At 63.6% G+C, this 20,421-nt stretch carries 21 protein-coding genes; 7 read left to right on the top strand and 14 right to left on the bottom strand.

Annotation, left to right across the window (positions count from 1 at the left end):
* Positions 1-183 precede the first annotated feature (183 nt).
* Positions 184-420 (top strand): hypothetical protein, encoded by a 237-nt coding sequence (locus tag U0004_RS03850; RefSeq protein WP_070278994.1) that lies wholly within the window; start codon positions 184-186, stop codon positions 418-420.
* Here the strand turns inward: U0004_RS03850 and U0004_RS03845 are convergent.
* The 4 genes from U0004_RS03845 to U0004_RS03830 are packed head-to-tail and all read right to left on the bottom strand — an operon-like array spanning position 417 to position 5,104.
* Positions 417-1,424, bottom strand: coding sequence for a Csu type fimbrial protein (locus U0004_RS03845; protein ID WP_070257713.1), 1,008 nt, complete (start codon positions 1,422-1,424; stop codon positions 417-419). The two genes, U0004_RS03850 and U0004_RS03845, sit on opposite strands and share 4 nt — an antisense overlap.
* On the bottom strand, positions 1,424-3,775 hold the full coding sequence (locus U0004_RS03840) for a fimbria/pilus outer membrane usher protein (RefSeq protein ID WP_070257712.1): 2,352 nt from the start codon (positions 3,773-3,775) through the stop codon (positions 1,424-1,426). The genes U0004_RS03845 and U0004_RS03840 overlap by 1 nt, the downstream gene beginning before the upstream one ends.
* Positions 3,776-3,832: 57 nt before the next feature.
* A complete protein-coding gene (locus U0004_RS03835) occupies positions 3,833-4,561 on the bottom strand; it encodes a fimbrial biogenesis chaperone (RefSeq protein ID WP_225317167.1) in 729 nt (242 codons plus the stop codon).
* Positions 4,562-4,573: 12 nt separating this feature from the next.
* A complete protein-coding gene (locus U0004_RS03830; RefSeq protein WP_034778485.1) occupies positions 4,574-5,104 on the bottom strand; it encodes a Csu type fimbrial protein in 531 nt (176 codons plus the stop codon).
* A 349-nt stretch (positions 5,105-5,453) separates the two neighbouring features.
* Here U0004_RS03830 and U0004_RS03825 point away from each other — a divergent pair, with 349 nt between their 5' ends.
* Positions 5,454-6,257 carry a response regulator transcription factor gene (locus tag U0004_RS03825; RefSeq protein WP_070257711.1) on the top strand — a complete coding sequence of 268 codons (804 nt, stop codon included), beginning with the start codon at positions 5,454-5,456 and terminating at the stop codon, positions 6,255-6,257.
* On the opposite strand, the gene U0004_RS03820 is transcribed toward U0004_RS03825, so the two are convergent.
* Both U0004_RS03820 and pnuC read right to left on the bottom strand, forming a co-directional pair.
* A complete protein-coding gene (locus tag U0004_RS03820; protein WP_070257710.1) occupies positions 6,254-8,812 on the bottom strand; it encodes a TonB-dependent receptor in 2,559 nt (852 codons plus the stop codon). The genes U0004_RS03825 and U0004_RS03820 overlap by 4 nt on opposite strands.
* A gap of 331 nt (positions 8,813-9,143) precedes the next feature.
* A complete protein-coding gene (gene pnuC / locus U0004_RS03815; protein ID WP_034778474.1) occupies positions 9,144-9,734 on the bottom strand; it encodes a nicotinamide riboside transporter PnuC in 591 nt (196 codons plus the stop codon).
* Positions 9,735-9,963: 229 nt separating this feature from the next.
* On the opposite strand from pnuC, the gene U0004_RS03810 reads away from it, so the two are divergent.
* Positions 9,964-10,719: a substrate-binding periplasmic protein gene (locus U0004_RS03810; RefSeq protein ID WP_254676117.1), complete on the top strand. Its 756-nt coding sequence runs from the start codon at positions 9,964-9,966 to the stop codon at positions 10,717-10,719.
* A gap of 6 nt (positions 10,720-10,725) precedes the next feature.
* On the opposite strand, the gene U0004_RS03805 is transcribed toward U0004_RS03810, so the two are convergent.
* Together U0004_RS03805 and U0004_RS03800 are read right to left on the bottom strand one after the other, a co-directional pair.
* Positions 10,726-11,427 carry an isochorismatase family protein gene (locus U0004_RS03805; protein ID WP_217495255.1) on the bottom strand — a complete coding sequence of 234 codons (702 nt, stop codon included), beginning with the start codon at positions 11,425-11,427 and terminating at the stop codon, positions 10,726-10,728.
* Positions 11,428-11,493: 66 nt separating this feature from the next.
* Positions 11,494-12,360, bottom strand: coding sequence for a pirin family protein (locus U0004_RS03800; protein ID WP_070257707.1), 867 nt, complete (start codon positions 12,358-12,360; stop codon positions 11,494-11,496).
* Between the two features lie 119 nt (positions 12,361-12,479).
* Between U0004_RS03800 and U0004_RS03795 the strand changes: the two genes are divergently transcribed.
* Positions 12,480-13,385: a LysR family transcriptional regulator gene (locus U0004_RS03795; RefSeq protein ID WP_070257706.1), complete on the top strand. Its 906-nt coding sequence runs from the start codon at positions 12,480-12,482 to the stop codon at positions 13,383-13,385.
* 46 nt (positions 13,386-13,431) lie between these two features.
* On the top strand, positions 13,432-14,235 hold the full coding sequence (locus U0004_RS03790; RefSeq protein WP_070257705.1) for a metallophosphoesterase family protein: 804 nt from the start codon (positions 13,432-13,434) through the stop codon (positions 14,233-14,235).
* On the opposite strand, the gene U0004_RS03785 is transcribed toward U0004_RS03790, so the two are convergent.
* Together U0004_RS03785 and bla are read right to left on the bottom strand one after the other, a co-directional pair.
* Positions 14,232-14,405, bottom strand: a complete 174-nt coding sequence (locus tag U0004_RS03785) for a hypothetical protein (RefSeq protein WP_167468624.1) — start codon at positions 14,403-14,405, stop codon at positions 14,232-14,234. The two genes, U0004_RS03790 and U0004_RS03785, sit on opposite strands and share 4 nt — an antisense overlap.
* Before the next feature lie 301 nt (positions 14,406-14,706).
* Entirely contained in the window at positions 14,707-15,660 is a 954-nt protein-coding gene (gene bla / locus U0004_RS03780) for a subclass B3 metallo-beta-lactamase (protein WP_070257704.1), read from the bottom strand.
* Positions 15,661-15,745: 85 nt separating this feature from the next.
* On the opposite strand from bla, the gene U0004_RS03775 reads away from it, so the two are divergent.
* Positions 15,746-16,603: a metallophosphoesterase family protein gene (locus tag U0004_RS03775; RefSeq protein WP_230523033.1), complete on the top strand. Its 858-nt coding sequence runs from the start codon at positions 15,746-15,748 to the stop codon at positions 16,601-16,603.
* Here U0004_RS03775 and U0004_RS03770 read toward each other — a convergent pair.
* A complete protein-coding gene (locus tag U0004_RS03770) occupies positions 16,600-17,127 on the bottom strand; it encodes a dihydrofolate reductase family protein (RefSeq protein WP_070257703.1) in 528 nt (175 codons plus the stop codon). The two genes, U0004_RS03775 and U0004_RS03770, sit on opposite strands and share 4 nt — an antisense overlap.
* Positions 17,128-17,168: 41 nt before the next feature.
* On the opposite strand from U0004_RS03770, the gene U0004_RS03765 reads away from it, so the two are divergent.
* Positions 17,169-17,756, top strand: coding sequence for a TetR/AcrR family transcriptional regulator (locus U0004_RS03765; protein ID WP_167468623.1), 588 nt, complete (start codon positions 17,169-17,171; stop codon positions 17,754-17,756).
* Positions 17,757-17,763: 7 nt separating this feature from the next.
* Here the strand turns inward: U0004_RS03765 and U0004_RS03760 are convergent, their stop codons facing one another.
* The 3 genes from U0004_RS03760 to U0004_RS03750 form a co-directional block, all read right to left on the bottom strand.
* Complete coding sequence (locus U0004_RS03760; RefSeq protein ID WP_070257701.1) at positions 17,764-18,441, bottom strand: type 1 glutamine amidotransferase domain-containing protein; 678 nt, start codon at positions 18,439-18,441, stop codon at positions 17,764-17,766.
* 22 nt (positions 18,442-18,463) lie between these two features.
* Positions 18,464-19,621, bottom strand: coding sequence for an iron-containing alcohol dehydrogenase (locus tag U0004_RS03755; RefSeq protein ID WP_070257700.1), 1,158 nt, complete (start codon positions 19,619-19,621; stop codon positions 18,464-18,466).
* Between the two features lie 89 nt (positions 19,622-19,710).
* On the bottom strand, positions 19,711-20,310 hold the full coding sequence (locus U0004_RS03750; RefSeq protein WP_034778440.1) for a TetR/AcrR family transcriptional regulator: 600 nt from the start codon (positions 20,308-20,310) through the stop codon (positions 19,711-19,713).
* Positions 20,311-20,421 lie beyond the last annotated feature (111 nt).

Genomic DNA, 20,421 nt, shown 5'->3' with positions numbered 1-20,421 from the left:
CTATCATCTTGAAAGCTACGCTCACCCCATGATGGCGGCCTGAAAATACGCACAAACTCACACTTTTCTTGTTCCAGTACAATCATGGCTCGTTCTGTCCCCCTCAACCCGGTACGAAAAATGGTGTCAGCCTTGCCATGCGGCGTCGCTGACCACGCCCGTTTTTCGCCAGATGCATCCAAGATGACTCCTTTGAAGCTTGCCGTACTGCCAGCCCTGTTTGCCCTTGCCGTTTGCCAGACCACCACCGCCGGTACCGTCTCTTCCGCATCGTTCCAGGCCACCTTCGTTGTCCACGATGCGTGCACCATCGTCTCGCAGCGCGGCGGCGCCCAGGTACGCTGCCAGCACAACACGCCCTATCTGCTGCTCCAGCAGGCAACGCCATCGGGCGCCGACCTCGTCACCGTCACGTTCTAAAAATAAATCGTTGCCGTCACCGTATCCTTGTAGTCGCCGGGACGCGGCGACACCTGCGCCGGCACGCGGCCGTAGATCGTCAGCGGCACGCTGGCGCCCGTACCCGTGCCTGTCACCATGCTGGTGCCAGCCGTGCCATCGCCCCATGGCGCACCGTCGAGGGTGGCTGACAGCAGGTAACTGACCTTGTCCGTGGTGACGGTGTTCTTCATTTGCCGGTTGGCCACATTAAGCGCCACGCTGCCGCCGTTGAGGGCAATCTGGTAGGCATTGTTGTTCACGCAACGCACGGACAAGGTGCTGGTGCTGCGCAGGTTGCCCGTCAGGATGGAAGCGTTCGCAAACGCCATCGGCGTGGCCGTGATGGTGCAATCGTTGATGGCCGTGGCATTCACCGTGAAACCGAAGCTGCCGCTGCTGGCCGTGCACCCCTGCAGGTTGATGAGGCCATACGTGGTGTAGGTATAGGTGCCCACGCCGGCAAAGCTCGACGTATAGGCGGTATTGGCATTGGCGACCGTGGGCACGGCGGCCAGGGCCGTGCCGGCGGGGATCTTTGCGTACACGGTAAAGGTGGTGGAATACGTGCCGGGCGGCGCCAGCAAGCCGGCCGACAGGATCATGCCGAAGGTCGACGGCGCGCCCGTCACGCCGGCGCCGCCCCAGATCTTCGCCGTCGCATACGAATTGTCCACGTACACGTTGTACTCCATGCGATTGCTGCCGTTGCCCAGCTTGCGCGGCAGGGCCGACGTGGAATTCGTGCCCAGCCCCAGCGAGATGCACACTTGCGCATTGGGCGTGAGCAACTGCCCCAGGTTCAGCGACGAAAACAGGCAGCTGAAGGTGCCCGTGGCCTGCGCCACGTAATCGGTGCCGGAAATCGGGCTGACGGCGCCGAAATTGATATTCGTCATGCTGACCGTGCAGGTGTCTGCCGCCTGCGCCACGCTGCCCCAGGCGCAGCCCAGCAGCAGAGTCAGCGATAACAGCAGGCGGCGCATCAGCGGCCTGCCCCGGCGCCGGCAGCAGCGCTAACGCAGTGCAGCGGCCCGATCACGGGCAAGCCGCCCGCCGCCGGACGCGCATAGGCAAAACGCACCGTGCAGGCGCTGTCGCCCTCGCCAACTTGCAGCTGATTCTGCTCAAGCAGATCATCGACGAAAACGATGCCGTCAAATCCCACCACCGTCTGCTTGCCGCTTTGGACGTGCAACACGGGCAAGCCCGTGGCCAGCGGCCTGCCCTGCGCATCCTGGACGATGACGGTGGCCGCGCTGTAGCGATCGATGGGAAAGGCCGCCAGCACGCCCGCCAGATGTTGCGGCACGACATTGATATTGCTCACGGGTACCCGCGCGTCAACATCGAGTTCATCCGTGGCGATGCTGATCTGGTTATTGCCATAGGGATTCAAATTCGGCACCAGCAGATAGCCGCTCCTGCCCGTCACGCCGATCTGGCGGTTTTCATGCAGCACAGGAATATTGCCCACGCCACCCGTGGAAACCAGCGCAAAACCGTTGCCCACCTGGCGCGCCGTCTCGATATGGCCATCCATCAGCACCAGCGCGCCAGCCGCACCCAGCGAGGAGGCATTGCCCATGCTGCTGCTTTGCGTGCGCGCGCTCACGCGGCCGTCATTGCCCAGGTATTCCACCTGCGCCTGGCGGTAGGCATTGCTGCCCGCCGTACCGGCCTGCAAGTTCCAACCGAAGCCGCCGCCAAAGTCCGCCGCGCGCTGTGCGCTGATGCTGCGGCCGCTCTCGCCGTTCTGCCGGCTGCCGTTCACGCTGATGGCCAGATTGTTGTCGAAGGCCATGCTCAGGCCAAAGTAGAAGCCCCGTTTCTCGCGTTGCCGCAAGTCCTGGAACAGGCTGGCGTTGAAGAACAGGCCGTGAAACAGGGTGGCCGAATAGCCAAAGGTGGCCAGCTTCGATGGCGGCGCGCCAGGCGTGCGGTAGCTGATGTAGCTGCTGCTGATGCTGCTTCCTGCCGGCAATGGCAGGCTGACGGTAAGGCGGTCCGCCGCGCGCACCACGGGGCTGCCGTCGCGCGAGGCCAGGTCGCCAAACCCGGCGCTGGCGCGCACGCTTTGCGCATCCACGCTGAAGCGCGGCCCCATGTACTGGTAGCCGGCGCCCAGCTGCACGCCACGGCTGTGGCCGGCGCTGGCCGACAGCGAACCGTTGAGCACGCCCGCCTGGCCCAGCCGCACCAGTGCGCCCGCCCCCGCCTGATACAGGCCGGCGGCCAGTTCCGCATGGCCTTCAATCGTCAAATTATCGCTGACGCCGTGGCGACCGGAAGCGCTGGCGACCAGTTGCCGTTCATAGCCGAACAGGCGGCGGCCATAGTCGCGCCGCACGGCGCCCGCCTCGACCGAGTAATCGCTCAAGCCGCCGGCCAGCATGCGCGTATCGACATACAGGGGCAGCACGGTCGTCACGCTGCGCCCCAGCGCATCGCGCGTGATGATGGTGGCTTGCCCGGCGCCATTGATGCCGGCCACCTGGTTCAGTACAAATGGACCGCTGGGTACGCTGGCAGCATATTGCTGCACGCCGTTGACATACAGGCTCAGCGACGAAGGCACGAGCGCCGTGCCATCGACGGAAGCGACAGGAAAGGTCAGCAGGTCAGGGCGCAGCTGGAAATTCTTGCGCCACTGCAGGCCGCCGACGCGCACGGCGCGGCTCCAGCTGAGCGACGAGGAAATCAGGTCGCCCACCTGCCACGTTTGCAAGGTCTCGGGGTCCGCGTGGCTCCAGAAGGTGTCAAAGCGCATGTATTTGCGCTGGTCCGACCCCAGGTTCACCGTGCCGGTATTGCTGAAGACGCCGCTGTCATTAAAATAACGCAAATCGTTGAAGATGGCGGCGCGCCGCGTCTGGCCCAGCTCCGCATACGCTTCGTAATTGAGCACGGCACCGGGCGTGACGCGCGATGGCGGCGTCTGCGCCGCCGTGCGCGCGCTGATGCGGTAAGGCGAGCGCAAGTCGTCCGCCACCTGCAGCGACACGCTCTGGCGCGCCGCATCATAGTCATAGCGAAGTCCGGGAATCGCATCGAGCGCCACCTCGGCCTGACCGGATGCGCCCAGGCGCGCCGGGTCCAGCCCCAGCTGCTGCAGGTTCGCCACACTGCTGCGCAAGCCTTTGCCCACCTGGGTAAAGCGCAAGATCAGCCCGGTTGATTCAGCATTCACAGTGACCTCCAGATACAGTTCATTCGGCGCCGCCGGATCGCTGGGCAAGCTGGCGGGACCCGGATCGGCGCCCGTCACGGCCGCCGCATCGGCCCTGGCCAGCGGCGCCATGGCCAGCAGCAGCAAGGATGCCAGGACGCATTTCATGGTTTCGCCGCTTGCGCCCTAGGCGCGCAGCAAGCCGGCCCGTCATGGCAGCCATGTTCAAGGTGTCGAATTCTTGGCAATGAGTGCCTTGGCATTCACATTTACCGCAATACTCAACGGCCCATCCAGTTCAGCCTCCCTGGCAACGGGCAGGCGCCATACGCGCATGCGTGCCGCCAGGACATAACCAAACAGCCCCTTGCTGATGACAAACTCCTTGCCCGCCTGATTCGTCAATGTCATCGCACCGATCTGCGCATGGAAATTGCCGCTGTTCTTGACACGCAACATCCACTCGCCCTGTTCGCGGAACACTTGCCAGTCGAGCACTTCCTTGCCCGGCGCACCGGCCGGCAGCACGAACACGGGCACCGAGTAGCGCAGGCGGATATCGACGCCGCTGCGGCCCGCCTCATCTTCGCGGCTGACTTCATCGATGAGCACGCGATACGTCTTTTCCTGCGCGACAGGGCCAGCCTGGGCACGCACCAGGCGGATCGTCTGCCGGCTGTTGGCGGCGATTTCGACGATCGGCGGACTGGCCACCAGTTCCTGCGTCGGCGCCAGCGTTTCCTCGCCATCGCGCTGATCCCAGACGAACACGCGCACCTGCCCGTAGATGGGCTGGTCGCCGAGGTTTTGCAGGCTGATGCCGGCCGCACTCTGTGCGGCGCGCAAATTGAGCGTCACCGGCGAAATCTGCAGGCTGGCGCCGTGCGCGCCCGCAGCGCAGCAAGCCAGCAATGCCAGCACGCCTTTCATCAGGGAAGCAGCACAGGCCTTCACGCAGCGCCTGGCTTAAAAGTAAACGGTAGCCGTGATCGTCGACTTGTAGGTATCGGGGGCCGGTGTCGCTTGCGGCGGAATATTGCCGTACACCGTGATCGGCTGCGATGAGCCGTTGCCGGTGCCGCCGACGGTATTCGTGCCCTGGGTATCGCCCCACAAGGTGCTGCCTGCCGTCTGGTACAGATTGAATTGCACCGTCCCCAGGTTGCCGCCCGTGCCGCTCATATAGCGCGTGGTGCCGGTCGAGCCGGTACCGGAGCCGGCCGTCAAGCCCACGTTATACAGCGTGGTATTGGTGCAGGTGACGTTCACGGTCGTATTGACGTTCACGGCAGTAGCCAGTACGCCCTGACTTTGGCCAAAGTCGAGATTGGCCGCCGCGATGGTGCAATTGGCGATGATTTTCAGGGTGACGTCAAAGGTGGTGCTGGCGCTGCCATTCAGATACACGGCTGCGTCGGCGCCACGAGGCAGGAGCGCCGTGGCGGCAATGGCCACGCTGGCAGCAACGATAAGGCGGGGAAAAATAACTCGCAACATGATACCTCCTGATGATGAAACATCATTAATGAGCCCGCCAATATGGAGGGCGTCGAGGATAGTCACGGTATTGCCGGCGTTTTCTTGGGCACGCAAACCAGGACGACAAAATACTTGCGCCGGGAGTCAGGAATCAAGGGACTCCGGCATTATTTGCAGCATTGGCAAAACAGATTTTTTGGCAATCGACATTGCTTAAAATCAATGCATGAGTGAATTATTGGCGATCTGGGAAATCCGCGCTTCTTCTCGCGGAGAAACATCTTTTGAAATACGAGAAAAGCAGAAAAAAAAGAAAAAGCGAGGCATAATAAGCCACAACTTGCTTTTTGGTTAAGTCATCCATGCCATGCCATTGACCAGCGAAACCATCAAAAAAAACATCTTGATCGTGGATGATTCCGCGTTCGAGCAGCGCATGCTGATGGAGCTGCTCAGCGAGCAGCCCTACCGTTTCAGCATTGCCTTCAATGGCTACCAGGGCTACCAGCTGGCATTGGCCACGCATCCCGACCTGATCCTGCTCGATGTGCGCATGCCCGAGATGGATGGCTACACGGCATGCCGTCTGCTCAAGGCCAATCCCGAAACGGAAGAGATTCCCGTGATCTTTCTCAGCGGCGCCGATGCCGCCAAGGAACGCATCATGGGCTTGCAGGTGGGGGGCGTCGACTACATTTCGAAGCCGTTCACGCCGGAAGAACTGGCCGCGCGCATCCATATCCACCTGGGTTTGATGCGTAAAAGCAACAGTACCTTGCCAACAACGGCGCCGATCAGCGACAAGCTGCAGCATCCCGACCTGGTGTTCGTCAATGCGGTCAAACAGCTGATCCTCGACAACCTGGGCAGCCTGCCGAACCTGTCCGAAATCGCCCGCAGCGTGGGCACCTACCGCGAAAAGCTGACGCTGATGTTCCGCGAGCAAACGGGCATGACGGTCTTCGCCTTCATCCGCGAAGCGCGCATTGCCCGCGGCGTGGAATTGCTGCAGCAGACGGACATCGACGTGCAGGATATCGCCCTGCTGATCGGCTTTCACAACGCGGGCAACTTCGCCACCGCCTTTCGCGAACGCATGGGCGTTCCCCCCAGCGCCTACCGCCAGCGCCTGCAGGAGCAGACGGGGCAGCGGCAGGCGGCGAGTGGTTAGAACTTGTAGTTCAGCTTGAGCGCCGCAACGCGTCCACGCGGATCGGCCTGGGTAAAGTCAAAGCCGGTGGAAGCATAGTCCCAGGGCGCGCGCTTGTTGGCCAGGTTTTGCACGATGAAGGTGACGTTTGCTGCCGGCGTGACTTGCCAGCTGCTGGTCACGTCGAACGTGCTGAAGGCAGCCACCGATTCATCGAGGTGCTGCTGCTGCGCATAGCTGCCCACGTAGTTCCATGTGAGCGTGGACGACCACTTGCCCTGCTCCCAGGTGGCCGACGTGACGCCGCGCCATTTCGGGATGGAGCCGAAGTAGTTGGTGCCGGCGCCATCGGTCAGCGGTGCGCCATCGGACAGCGGTTCGGCAAAGCGCAGCACGCGGCTCAGCTGGCCGGCCAGGGTCAGCTTGCCCCAGTCCTTGTCGACGAAGCGCTGGCGCAGGTCGATATCGATGCCCGACACTTCGCGCTGGCCCTGGTTGCGGAACTGGCGGTACAGGGTCGTGATGCGTCCATCGGCACCGCGCGTGATCTGTTGCGGCGCCGTGCTTTCATTCTCGAGGATGGTGGTGGCGCTGGCCGTGCCGATCACGCCATCCTGCTTGATACGGTAGTAATCGAGGCCGATGCTCGAACTGCTGGTGGGCGACACCACCACGCCCAGGTTCAGGTTTTTCGACCGCTCGGGGCGCAGGTTCGGATTGGCGATGGTCATGACCGTCACGCCGCGCGACTGCGTCGGCGTCAGGGGATCGCGGGCATCGATCACGCCGGTATAGCTGACGGCCGTGCTGTCGGTGATTTCCGGCAGCGATGGCGCGCGGAAGGCACGTGAAACGGTGCCACGCAGCAACAACCATGGCGCCGCCTGGTAGCGCGCGCTGGCCTTGGGCGAAAACGCATTGCCGAAGTCGCTGTAATGGTCGGCGCGTCCCGCCACGTTGACGGACAGGTCTTTTACGACGGGCACATTGAATTCGGCAAACAGGGCCGACACATTGCGCGAGCCGTTGATGATATTGAGTGCGGGGCGCAGTTCCGTGCCGGACAGCACGGCCGTCGAGGTTTGCGAATCCATCTTTTCGCGGCGCCACTGGGCGCCGGCGGCAAATCCCAGCGGGCCAGCCGGCAGGTCCCAGATATCCTTGGCCGCCGAGAAGTCGAGCGTGTCGAGCGTCGATTCGGCCGGGCGCAGGGTCGACAGGCGCAGGCGGTTGCGCACGGCTTCGCTGTTTTGCGACTGGTCAAAGAAATTGTAGCTGCCGTCGGCCAGCACTTTCTGGAATTCGTAGCGGTTGACGAAGTTCTGCACCGTTTCCTCCAGCTTGCTGCTGGAATGGGCCACGGCCGTATCCCAGTCCCAGCCCGCCCAGGTGCCCTTGGCGCCAGCCAGCGCGCGGTAGAAGGTGACGCGGTCCTGCTTCAGGCGCGGTCCCAGGTCGAACAGCGTGGCAGTAAATGGCAAGGGCGTCGTGCCCGGATTGTTCGGATGGCCCACGGGCAGCACCACGGGAATGGTATCGAGCAGCTTGGTGCTGTTGTTCCACACGCGCGTGGCGTTGTTCACCGTCAGCGGCGCGCTGAAGGTCTGGTCGGCGCGCGAATAACTGTGCAGCAAGTCGACATAGGCTTCCGTGTCCGCGTTCAGCTTGAGGGTGCCGCGCAGCGACGAGTGGATGCGCTGGATGCCCGGGATCAGCGTTTTATACGGCGCCGGATTGTAGGCCAGCACCTGGCCGCTGCCAGTGGGATTGATGTCCTTGTACGGCACCAGCTGCAGCGGGCCACGCACGCCGCCGAGGGTCTTCGTGGGGTCGTTGCCGGCGTAATTCGTGGCGGTCCAGCCCAGGCTGCCGCGCTGCTGCTGGCGGTAGTCGGCATCGCGCAGCCATGCCACGTCGCTTTGCTGCAGCTTGTCGCGCTGCTGGGCATCGACCGAAAAGACCACGCTGTAGCCATCTTCCTCGAGCTTGCCGAAACCCGTTTGCAGCGCGGCGCTCTTTTCGTGCTGGCCCGTGCCTTGCGTCGAGCCACCCCATTGCGCCGTGATATCCGTGCCCGTGAATTCCTTGTACAGGATGATGTTGACCACGCCGGCCACGGCGTCGGAGCCATACACGGACGAGGCGCCATCCTTGAGCACCTCGATGCGCTGCACGGCCGCCATCGGCAGGCTGTTCAGGTCAACGAAGGTCTGCTGCAAATCCTGCGCCGTGGCATAGCTGGCCACGCGGCGGCCATTCACGAGGATCAGGGTATTTTGCTGGCCGATGCCGCGCAGCGACAGGCCCGAGGTACCGGCCGAGAAACTGCCCGTATATTGTTCGTTGTAGCTGTTGCCGCTATTGGCGGAGATGGCGCGCAGCACGTCCGACACGCTGGTCTTGCCGCCGGCTTTCAATTCCTTGGCCGTGATGACCTGCACGGCGCTGGCGCCCTCCTTTTCGCTGACGCGGATATTCGATCCGGTGACGTTAACACGCAGCATGTCGTCCTCGGCATGGGCGAAGGCAGGAAAGGCGGCGGCGATGGCAAGACTGATGGCGAGTGGTTTGAACATGGTTTCCTCTTATTGGGATTGCAGCCTTTTTCCGATAAAAAAGGCCGAGCAGGGGCACGCGGACCGGGTGGGCCAGCGGGCAAACGACAACGAAATGGATGGAATGACTTAGGGGATGCGTGGACGGGCACGCACCGGCATCCACTGCGCCATGCATTGCATGGTCAGCTGGTGCGGGACGGCGGAAAAACAGGCAGAAATGGCAAAACGCAACATAAAAAACACCGGTAAGCGGGGAAAGGCCACTATATCCCGGTGTCTTTAGCGCGTGAACGAATTAAAAATTGATTGTATATATGATTTGAATCTAAGGACTTGGTAGATGGCAATATCAAGCGTCGGCAATCACCGCAGGCGCCTGCGCCGCGCGGCGTGCCTGCACGCCCCACCAGTACCAGGAAATCAGGGCATTGATCCAGTAGGCCGCATACAGCACGGCCGTCAGGTGCAGGCCGCGGCTGTAGTAGAGCGGCACGGCCACGGTATTGACCAGCAGCCAGAAAGCCCAGGTTTCGATGCGCCGGCTCATCAGCAGGAATTGCGCGATGATGCTAAATACCAACACTGCCGAATCGATGAAGGGCGCGTAGGCATTCGTAAAGCGGTGCAGCAGCATGCCGTAGATCGCCACGGAGGCGATGCCGGCCGGTACCACCCAGGCCAGGCTGCGCCAGCCCGTGCGCGTGATCGGCAAGGGCTTGCCGTTGGCGCCGCGCCGCCATTGCAGCCAGCCGATGACGCAGGTGACGATGAAAAACAGCTGCAGCATCACGTCGGCGTACAGGTTGACCTGGAAAAACAGCACGGCAAACAGCACGCAGCCGACCATGCCGATCCACCAGGAATGAATATTATTGCGTCCAGCCAGGATGATGGAGGCAGTCATCAGCACATTGGCGGCGATCTCGAGCGGGGCAGTCAAGCGGTCTTCCTTTGCGGGGCAGTGGTGGCACCGCGCCACTATAGCCGATTACACTGCACGGTGTTCGCCGCGCCGGAGGCGGCACCCATGGGGGAAAGCGGCAAAAAACGCGCAAACATCGAGGAAATGCGAACCAGGCCGGCCTTCAGCGGCCGCAGCCCTTGACTTCCCTGGCCATTCTGGCAAATTGACTATCAAGTTGAAACTCCAGGGAAGCTCCCATATGCGCATGCGCCATCTCCTGTTTGCGGCAGTGCTCGGCGTATCTGCCCTGCCCGCCGTGGCTTGCCGCATGACGATGGCGCTGGAGCAGTGGCCGCCGTATGTCTACCGCGATGCCCAGGACCGCTATACGGGCCTGGACCTGGATTTGCTGAAAGCCATTTTCAAGCAAGCCCGCTGCACCCTGGTCACCTTGCCGGAACTGCCCACGGCGCGGCGCCAGCTGCTGTTCCAGAAAGGGGGACTGGACCTGATGCTGGCTGCGTCGGAGACGCCGGAACGCCAGTCCTATGCGCGCTTTTCCATCCCGTATCGCGACGAAGCCGTGGGACTCTTCAGCAAATCCGGCGCGCCCGGCAGCCAGCGCCAGATCGCCAGCTTCGCGCAGCTCGCGCGCGGCAACTCGACCTTGCTGGCGCCCAAAGTGGGCTGGTATGGCGCGCAGTACGCGGCGGCCCGGCCGGTGCTGGAAAAGGCTGGCCGCCTGAATGCGTTCGGCAGCTTCCAGCAAGGCGTGCGCATGCTCGATGCGGGCCGCGCCGACCTGCTGCTGGGCGACGTGCTGGCCGTGCGCCACGAAGCGCGCCTGCAGGGCGTCGCCTTGAGCACCCTGCCCTTCCTGGCCCTGCGCGCCCCCGTGCACCTGATGCTCAATGCGCGCACGACCAGCACCGCCGACCTGGCGCGCCTGAATGCCGCCATCACGCACCTGGAACAGCGCGGCGTGCTGGCGGCGATACGCAACAGCTACGAAGCACCGTAGCGGAGGTCAGCCCTTCGATGCCGCCTCGAGGATTTCCAGTTTCGTTTCGCGGCCATTCTTTTGCACGCCCTGCGCCTTGTCGTAGCTTTCGATCAGGGCGCGGTACGGCGGCACGATATGGTCGGTCATGATGGCGGCGAATTCCATCGCATCGGAGCGGTTCCAGGTGCTCATCACTTCAGCCAGCACGGCATACGTGTCGATCGGCACGGCGCCCGCCTGCGTCACGCGCGCCATGGTGATATCGGTGGCCATCTTCGACCAGTTGCCCGAGGCGTCGATGATGGCAAACACCTTGTAGCCGGCCGCCAGCGCGCTGATGGTGGGAAAAGCCATGCACACGCTGGTGAGCGTGCCGGCGATCAGCAGGGTCTTGCGGCCCGTCTTTTCGATGGCGTCGACCCAGGCCGGATTGTCCCAGGCGTTGATCTGGCCCGTGCGCGGGATGTAGACGGCGTCCGGGTTGAAATGGTGGATTTCCGGGATCAAGGGACCGTTCGGGCCGTCCGGCACGGAAGCGGTGGTAAACGTCGGCATGTTGGCCAGGCGCGACAGCTTGGCCAGCGCCGTGACGTGGCCGCGCAGCACGTGCTGCTCGATGTCGCGCACCAGCTGGAACAAGCCGCTCTGGTGGTCGATCAGCAGCATGACGGCGTCGTCGGGATCGATCATCGGTGGCAAACCTTGGAAGTTGGCGGGGGTGCTCATGGTGGTCTCCTCAAAAAACCATGCCGCGGGATGCGGCATGGGTACTGCACAAATTAATGACGCACATTACGGCGCGATACGGGCGAAGCGGCCGCTGTTGAAATCCTCGAATGCCTGCACGATTTCCGCTTCGCTGTTCATGACGAACGGACCGTGGCCGACGATGGGTTCGTCGATCGGCTCGCCGCTCAGCAGCAGAACCACGGCGTCGTTGTTCGCTTCGATGGTGATGCTGTCGCCATCGCGCTCGAACAGCGCCATCTGCGCTTCGCGCACCACGCTCTCGCCATTGACCAGCACCGTGCCGTGCAGGACGATCAGCGCCGTGCTCCAACCCCTGGTCACGGGCAGCTCCGTCAGCTTGCCCTGAGCCAGGCGCATGTCCCACACCTGCATCGGCGAAAACGTGCGGGCCGGGCCATGCTGGCCGTCGAAGTCGCCGGCGATCACGCGCAACGAACCGGCATCGTCCGGCAGCGCCACCGTGGGAATCGTGTCGCTGGTGATGGCCTGGTAGCCGGGCGCCGTCATCTTGTTTTGGGCCGGCAGGTTCACCCACAGCTGCACCATTTCCAGGGTGCCGCCCGACTGCGTGAAGGCAGGCGAGTGAAACTCTTCATGCAGGATGCCGGCGCCAGCCGTCATCCATTGCACGTCGCCGGGGCCGATCACGCCGCCCTGACCCGTCGAATCGCGGTGCGCCACTTCGCCCTTGTAGACGATGGTCACCGTTTCAAAGCCGCGGTGCGGGTGCGAACCGACGCCGGGAGGACGGGTGCCGGGCGCAAATTCGGCAGGGCCGGCATAGTCGAGCAGCAGGAAGGGGCTCAGCTGCTTGCCATGGCCGTTATACGAAAACATCGAGCGCACGGGGAAACCGTCGCCGACCCAGTGCTGGCGGGGTGCGCTGTAGATACCTGTGACTGTGTTCATCTCGATCTCCTGTTGGGGTTTGCATTACGATGAAGACAGAATACGCTTGCAACGATGAAGCCGGCAGACGGTAAAATATGCCATCAGCGTTCCAAAAATAGAACGATTAAGGAGATGGCATGCAGGACTTGAATGACTTGTATTACTTTGTACAGGTGGTCGACCATGGCGGCTTCGCGCCGGCCGGGCGCGCGCTGGGCATGCCGAAATCAAAACTGAGCCGGCGCATCGCCCTGCTGGAAGAGCGCCTCGGCGCGCGCCTGCTGCAGCGCACGACGCGGCATTTTTCCGTCACCGACGTGGGCCAGACGTTTTACGAGCATTGCAAGGCCATGCTGGTGGAAGCGGAGGCGGCGCAGGAAGCGATCGAACTGACGCGGGTCGCGCCACGGGGCACGGTGCGCCTGTCCTGTCCCATCGCCCTGCTGCACTCCCTGGTCGCGCCCATGCTGGCCGGCTTCATGCGCGAGCATCCGCAAGTGACCTTGCTGCTGGAAGCGAGCAACCGCCGCGTCGACCTGGTAGCCGAAGGCATCGACGTGGCTATCCGCGTGCGCCCGCCGCCGCTGCCCGACAGCGACCTGGTGCTGCGCGTGCTGGCCGAACGCAGCCAGTGCATGGTGGGCAGCCCGCTGCTGTTCGCCGGCGCGCCCGTGCCGAAGGCGCCGGCCGACCTGGCCGACTGGCCCAGCCTGGCCCTGGGCACGCCGCAACAGCACTACCAGTGGGATTTGTACGGCCCCGATGGCGCGCGCGCCCAGTTGCGCCACGTGCCGCGCTTCGTCACGGGCGACATGCTGACCCTGCGCGACGCGGCCGTGGCCGGCGTGGGCGTGGTGCAGCTGCCGACCATGATGATCACCGAACAGGTGGCCGATGGCCGCCTGCTGCCGCTGATGGAGCAGTGGCGGCCGCAGCGCGAAATCATCCACGCCGTTTTCCCGTCGCGGCGCGGCCTGCTGCCGGCCGTGCGTACGCTGATCGACTACCTGGCGCACAGCTTCGCCGCGCTGGAGGAAGAGTGAGGGTTTTCAGGTACGATGGCATACCCTCCAATCGCCTGGATACCGCATGCGTTTATTGATTTTGTCGGACCTGCACCACGAGTTATGGCGCGACGAAGCGCCGCAGGGCGACCTCGCGCTCAGCTGCCCCGACGTCGTGATCCTGGCCGGCGACATCGACACGGGCGCCCGCGCCGTCGCCTGGGCCGCCAGCACATTCGCGGGCCTGCCCGTGCTGTACGTGCATGGCAACCACGAAGGCTATGGCCACCACCTCGACAAGGTGCGCCAGGAGCTGCGCGCGCTCTGTGCGGCCACGGACAATGTGCATTTTCTCGACGCCGATACCCACGTCATCACCGACAAGGCTGGCAACGCCGTGCGCTTCCTGGGCGCCACCCTGTGGACGGATTTCCGCCTGCTGGGCGACGATACGCGCCAGTCGGCCATGCGCGACGCGGAAGCCGTCATGAACGACTACAAGCGCATCCGCCTGGCCAGCATGGGCTTTCGCAAGCTGCGCGCGGCCGACACGGCCATGTTCCACGCGCAGCAAAAAGCCTGGCTGGCGCGCGAACTGGCGCAGCCATTCCATGGCGCTACCGTCGTCATCAGCCACATGGCGCCGTCGCTGCTTTCGGTCGATGATGCCTACGGCAACGAAGGGTGTTCGCCCGCCTATGCCTCTCGCCTGGACGAGCTGGCCGCGCAGGCGGACCTGTGGGTACATGGCCACATCCACGCCTCGCGCGACTACCGCATCGGCCAGTGCCGCGTCGTATCCAACCCCTGCGGCTACAAGACGCGCAGCGGCACGCCGCAAAATCCCCAGTTCAACCCGAACTTCATCGTCGAACTGGGCACGCCCTAGTCCTCGGCCTTCAGGCGCCCCGCCAGCAATTGCTGCAGGCGGTGCTTGCCGGCCCGGCGTGCCGCGCGCGGCGACGCTACCGACTGGTGCGCGCCGGCGCCGCCGCGCAGCCTGGCGGCTGCCACCAGCGGATTGCGCGGCTTGGGCGTGGCTTTTACTTTGATCTTCATGGTGCTTCCTTTCAATCCTTGATGCATGGGCATCACGGTATTTCCTGTCCTTATATGGGGTCGTGCAAAACAAAAAACCCCGGCGAGTTTCCTCACCGGGGTTTGAAGGACACCGGCTCGGGATCGGCAATGTGCCGATGGCCCCGAGCGTCATGCACGGGGCTAGTGGTCGTACTTGCTGCCAGCCTGCTCGAACATGGGTTTCCTTTCTTTAATCTGGTTAATCTGAACTGCGGAGGACGATTCTGCACCTTATGCTGCAGTGCGTCAACCGCTTTTCATGGCGAAGACGCCAACGTTGTTATTTTGTCGCGGCCGCTTTTTCTTTCGCGATGCGGGCATCGAGCTTCGCTTCATTTTTGGCAGCGTAGTGGCTGCATGCCTGCGCATCGATGAAGGGATTCGGCGTGACGCCTTCCAGCAATTGCGTCAGCTTCTGGTCGCCGCCGGAGTGGTCGGGGTGGGCCGAGATCAGGATATCGCACGGCAGCCGGGCAAAGTCCTGCATGACGCGGCGGAAGGCCGGCGTCAGGTCCGCATGGCGGTCATCGCCCAGGTAGTGAAAATCGTCGGCCGCCACCGGCGTGAGGCTCGCGCCGAAGACCACGCTCAGGCATTCCTTGCGCTCCGCATCCTCGCACGACACCCAGGTCCAGCTGGTGCTGCCCGGCGTATGGCCGGGCGTGTAGCGCGCCGTGATGGTCACGTCGCCCAGCTGCAGGGTTTCGCCATCGGCGATCTCGCGCACATTCTCCACGGCCGGCATGGGATCGATTTCGCCCGCTTGCGGGTCCATGGCGAGCACCGATCCCGCGCGCAGCGCCTGCGCGCCGAGCGGGCTGGCGATCACTTGCGCGCCGCTGTCGCGGGCCAGGGCGGCGATGCCGCCCGAATGGTCGAAATGCGCTTCCGTATTCAGGATGAACTTGATGTCTTCCAGGCGAAAGCCCAGCTCGAGGATATGTTCCTTGATGGCGGCCACCGATTGCGGCAACGCGCCATCGATCAGGATCAAGCCTTCGCGCGTGTCGATCAGCACCACGCTCAAGCCGCCCACGCCCACGTAATACGTGTCGCCATGGATGCGCGCCGGTTGCTGCGGACGGTTCCATTGCGCCGCATACGGCGAGGCGATCGGCTGCGTCAAGGGATCGACGGCGGGGGTGGCGGGCGTGGCGGCATGCGCGGCAAACGGCAGCGCCATGGCGGCCAGCGCGATACTGAGCAAGGTCTTGGGAAAGAAGAAAGGCGGCATGCGGCTCCAGTAATGAGTGTGCGGTAATCGATGCCACAGGGTAACGTCGCTACCCTCGCGCGGTCAAGCAGACGGACGCAGCGACATGCGCTACGATAGAGGCCCATTGACTGCCGTGCGCCTCGCCGCGCCTCCTGCCATGCGTTTGCTGATCCTGTCCGACCTGCACCTGGAAGTCTGGGGCGAAGACACGCCCGCCATCGATCTTGCCGCCTGCCGACCCGACGTGGTGATCCTGGCCGGCGACATCGATACGGGCAGCAATGCCATCGCCTGGGCCGCGCGCACCTTCGGCTCCCTGCCCGTGCTGTACGTGCACGGCAATCACGAGGGCTATGGGCATCAGCTGGAACACATGCAGGATGCCGTGCGCGACGCCTGCGCCAGTGCCAATGCGCAGGGCGCCGGCATCCGCCTGCTCGACGGCGATGCCGTGGTACTCAACGGCGTGCGCTTCCTCGGCGTCACGCTGTGGACGGATTTTCTGCTGTTCGGCGCGGAGCGCCGGGACGAAGCCTTGAACGCGGCGCAAAGCTACATGCCCGACTACAAGCGCATCAGCACGGGCGGCGACACGCCGCGTCTCTTGTGCGCGGCCGACACGGCGCAGCTGCACGCGCAGCACCGCGCCTGGCTGGAACAGCAACTGGCGCAACCCTTCGATGGCAAGACCGTCGTCATCACCCACATGGCGCCCTCGATGCTGTCGGTGGAAGAGCAGTACGCGACGAACCTGGGCTCGCCCGCCTTCGCCTCGCAGCTGGACGCGCTGGTGGCGCAGGCGGACCTATGGGTGCATGGCCACATGCACGCTTCGCTCGACTACCGCGTCCAGCAGTGCCGCGTGGTCTGCAACCCCTGCGGCTACAAGCGGCCCGATGGCACGCCGGAGAATGAACGCTACGATTCCGGCTTCATCATCGACCTCTCCAGCGCGGTTTAATTTTTCCGATAGCGCAGCTGCACCACGCCGCTGGGCAGCTGGCGCGTGCCGTCCAGGCGCCAGTCGCTGCGCGGCAAGCCATCCTCGAACAGGCGCACACCCCTGCCCAGCACCACGGGCAGCACGGACAAGGTCAGGCTGTCGATGGCGTCTTCGCGCAAGCCGGCACGGATGACGGCGCCGCCATCGAGATACACGTGGCGGCAGCCCTCCTCTGCCAACCCCTCCAGCACTGCACGCACGCTGCCTTCGCGGCGCTGCTCGCCATGGCGCGGCGCGAAGTCGCGGTGGCTGAGTACCACCACGCGCTTGCCCGCATATGGCCACGGTTCGAAGCCCAGCACAGCGTCATACGTGGTGCGGCCGATCAGAAGGGTATCGACTTGATCCATCAATGCCGTGTAGCCGGTGGCGTCGGGCGAGTCGGGGGCCAGTTCGGCCAGCCAGGACAAGTCTCCATTTTCTCCGGCGATGCAGCCGTCGATGCTGATGCCGAGAAAAACGCTGACAGAAGTTTTTTTCATGGGTGTGCTTTCATTTAATTCTACAGTGTAGAATTATGCCCATGAAAACCCCAAAACTTCAAGTCATCGGATCTCCCGTGCGCCGCGCCGGGCGTCCGCACCGCGCCCTCCCCGCACTGGACAACGCCAGCATCCTGCAAGCGGCCCTGGCCCTGCTGGAAGAAAAGGGCGAAGCGTTTTCCATGCGCGCGCTGGCGCAAAGCCTGGGCGTCGACGCCATGGCCCTGTATCACTACTACGCGGGAAAAGAGGAATTGTTGCAAGCGTTGATGGTGCAGCGTTTTGCCGCGCTCGATCCGTGCCAGCCACCGTTTACGCGGCGCCAGGCGGCGCCACGGCGTGTGCTCGCGCTGTGCGCGCTATACCTGGAACTGGTCAGCGCCACGCCGTATTTCGTGCGCCTGATGGCGCGTGGACTGGTGGCGCAAGCCGACGTGGCCGAGCGATTCACGGCACTGTTCGAGCTGGCTGTGGAGAGCCTCGACCTGGACAAGAAAACCCGTCAGCGCGGGCGCGATGCGCTTGTCGATTTCCTGCACGGCTATGCGCTGGCGGGCAGGCCCGCCAGCGACACAGCCTGGCATGCTTCGGTCGGCCTGATCCTGGCGGGCATGGCCGCCCGGAACTAGCCTGGCATCAGGCCAGCAACTTGAGCAGCGCCTGCGCGGCCGCTTCCGACGACGCGGGATTCTGGCCCGTGACCAGCAAGCCATCGGTGACGGCATACGGCTGCCAGTCGCCCAGCTTCGAGTAGACGCCACCGTTTGCCTTCAGCATGTCCTCGACCAGGAAAGGCACGATCGCGCTCAAGCCGACGGCGTCTTCCTCGGTATTCGTAAAGCCCGTCACCTGCTTGCCGCGCACCAGCGGCGTACCGTCGGTTGCCTTCACGTGACGCAGCACGCCGGGCGCGTGGCAGACGGCAGCGACCGGCTTGCCGGCGGCGATCATCTGTTCGATCAGCGCGATCGAGTGCGGATCTTCGGCCAGGTCCCACAGCGGGCCATGGCCGCCCGGATAGAACACGGCGTCAAAGTCCGCTGCCTTCACGTCGGCCAGCTTGCCCGTGTTGGCCAGCACGGCTTGCGCATCGGCGTCCTGCTTGAAGCGGCGCGTGGCATCCGTTTGCGAATCCGGCTCGTCGCTTTTCGGGTCCAGCGGCGGCTGGCCGCCCAGCGGCGAAACGACCGTCAGCTTCGCGCCCGCTTCTTGCAGCGCATAGTAGGGCGCGGCGAATTCTTCCAGCCAGAAACCGGTTTTCTTGCCAGTGTTACCGAGTTTGTCGTGCGAGGTGAGTACCATCAGGATGTTCATATTGCTTCCTTTTATGTCAGAGTTACAGTGCTGCTTCGAGGATACGGCGGCTGCGCGCGAGGTCGATATCGCGGTGTTCGCCGAGGGAGGTCATGCCATGTGCTTCCAATTGCGTCAGTACCGCTTCCACCGCTTCCTGGCCCAGCTGATAGGCCGATAAACGGGTCGGGATGCCCAGCCCTTCAAAGAAGGCGCGGGTGCGGGCGATGGCCGCGGTTATGCGCTCGTCGTCGCTGCCCTGCGTGATGTTCCAGACACGCTCGCCATACTGTAGCAATTTGCCGCGTTTCTGCTCGCGCTGCACGTCCAGCAGCGCGGGCAGTACCAGGGCCAGGGTGCGCGCATGGTCGATGTCGTACAGGGCCGTCAGTTCGTGGCCGATCATGTGGGTGGCCCAGTCCTGCGGCACGCCGGCGCCGATCAGGCCATTCAGCGCCAGGGTGGCGGTCCACATCAGGTTGGCGCGGGTGGCGTAATCGTCGGGCGATGCGACGGCCTGCGGCGCGATTTCGACCAGGGTCTGCAGCAAGCCTTCGGCAAAGCGGTCCTGCACCTTCGCCTGGGCCGGGTAGGTCAGATACTGTTCCGTGGTGTGCACAAAGGCGTCGACCAGGCCGTTGGCCACCTGCGTGGCCGGCAAGGTAAACGTTTTGCTGGGGTCGAGTACGGAAAATTGCGGATACAGCAGCGGGTTGCGAAAACTCAGCTTGTCATGCGTGGCTTTTTTCGTCACCACGCCGCCGCTGTTCATTTCCGACCCCGTGGCCGGCAAGGTCAGTACCGTGCCAAACGGCAGGGCGCGCTGCACATTGGCGCCGCCGCGCTCGGCGATTTCCCACGGCTCGCCGTCGTACAGGGCGGCGGCGGCGACGAACTTGGTGCCATCGATCACCGAGCCGCCACCGACGGCCAGCAGGAAGTCCAGCTTTTCGTTGCGCACCTGGGCCACGGCGCGCATCAGGGTTTCATAGCTGGGATTGGGTTCGATGCCGCCAAACTCCTGCACGCTGCGCTGGCCCAGCGCGGCGCGTACCTCGGCCAGAGTGCCAGTCTTTTCCGCGCTGGCGCCGCCGTACAGGATCAGCACGCGCGCATCGGGCGGCACCAGCGTGGACAATTTGGCGACGGTATCAAGACCAAAGACAATACAGGTCGGGTTATGGAATTCAAAATTTTTCATGATGTCGCCCCTTATTATTAGACTGGTCGTCTAGAATGCAGTTCAAAAAAACGCGGACGATTGTCATCCGCGTACCTGGCGCCCGCCCATTAGTCCGGCGGCAGCTGCAACATCGCCAGGGTTGCCCGCCAGGCAGTTTGCAGGGCGCTGGCATCGCGCCGCAGCTTGGTCAGCATCGCCGCGCCCAGCCACAGCTGGTACAAGGTGGCAGCCATCTGCGCCGGATCAGCCACCGATGGCAACGAGTCGTCCACCCTGCCCCGCGCGATGGCCAGCGCCAGCCTGGCGATGATGCGGTGGGTGCCATCGAGCAGCGCCACGCGCATCGGTTCCGACATGTCCGCCACTTCGCTGCTGAGCTTGACCACCAGGCAGCGGCAGTCGCAACCGCTGCCATCGAGGCTTTCGCTCGTCCAGCTGGCCCAATACGCCATCAGCGATTGCGCCGCGTTCTGGCCGGGCTGGCCCAGCACGAGCTCCATTTCATCCAGGTAGCCGGTGACGTAATCTTCCAGCATCGCTTCGCCAAACAATTCCTTGGACTTGAAGTAATGGTAGAACGAGCCCTTGGGCACGTCGGCGGCCGACAAGATCTCGTTCAGTCCCACGCCGGCAAAGCCCTTGCGCGTGATGATGGCCTTGCCCTGGTCGATAATGTGCTGGCGCACGTCGGTGTATTCAGCTTTCATGCGAGGTATTCTAGCACAATTAGACCAGTCGTCTAGCGCGAGTAAACCCGAGAAGCAAATTCTGGGGTCGGACCCTGAGGGTCCGACCCCAGCAGTGCCGCATTTGGGTTT

Source organism: Janthinobacterium lividum, assembly GCF_034424625.1.
Lineage (GTDB): Bacteria > Pseudomonadota > Gammaproteobacteria > Burkholderiales > Burkholderiaceae_D > Janthinobacterium > Janthinobacterium lividum.
This window is presented reverse-complemented; position numbering and strand designations above follow the sequence as displayed.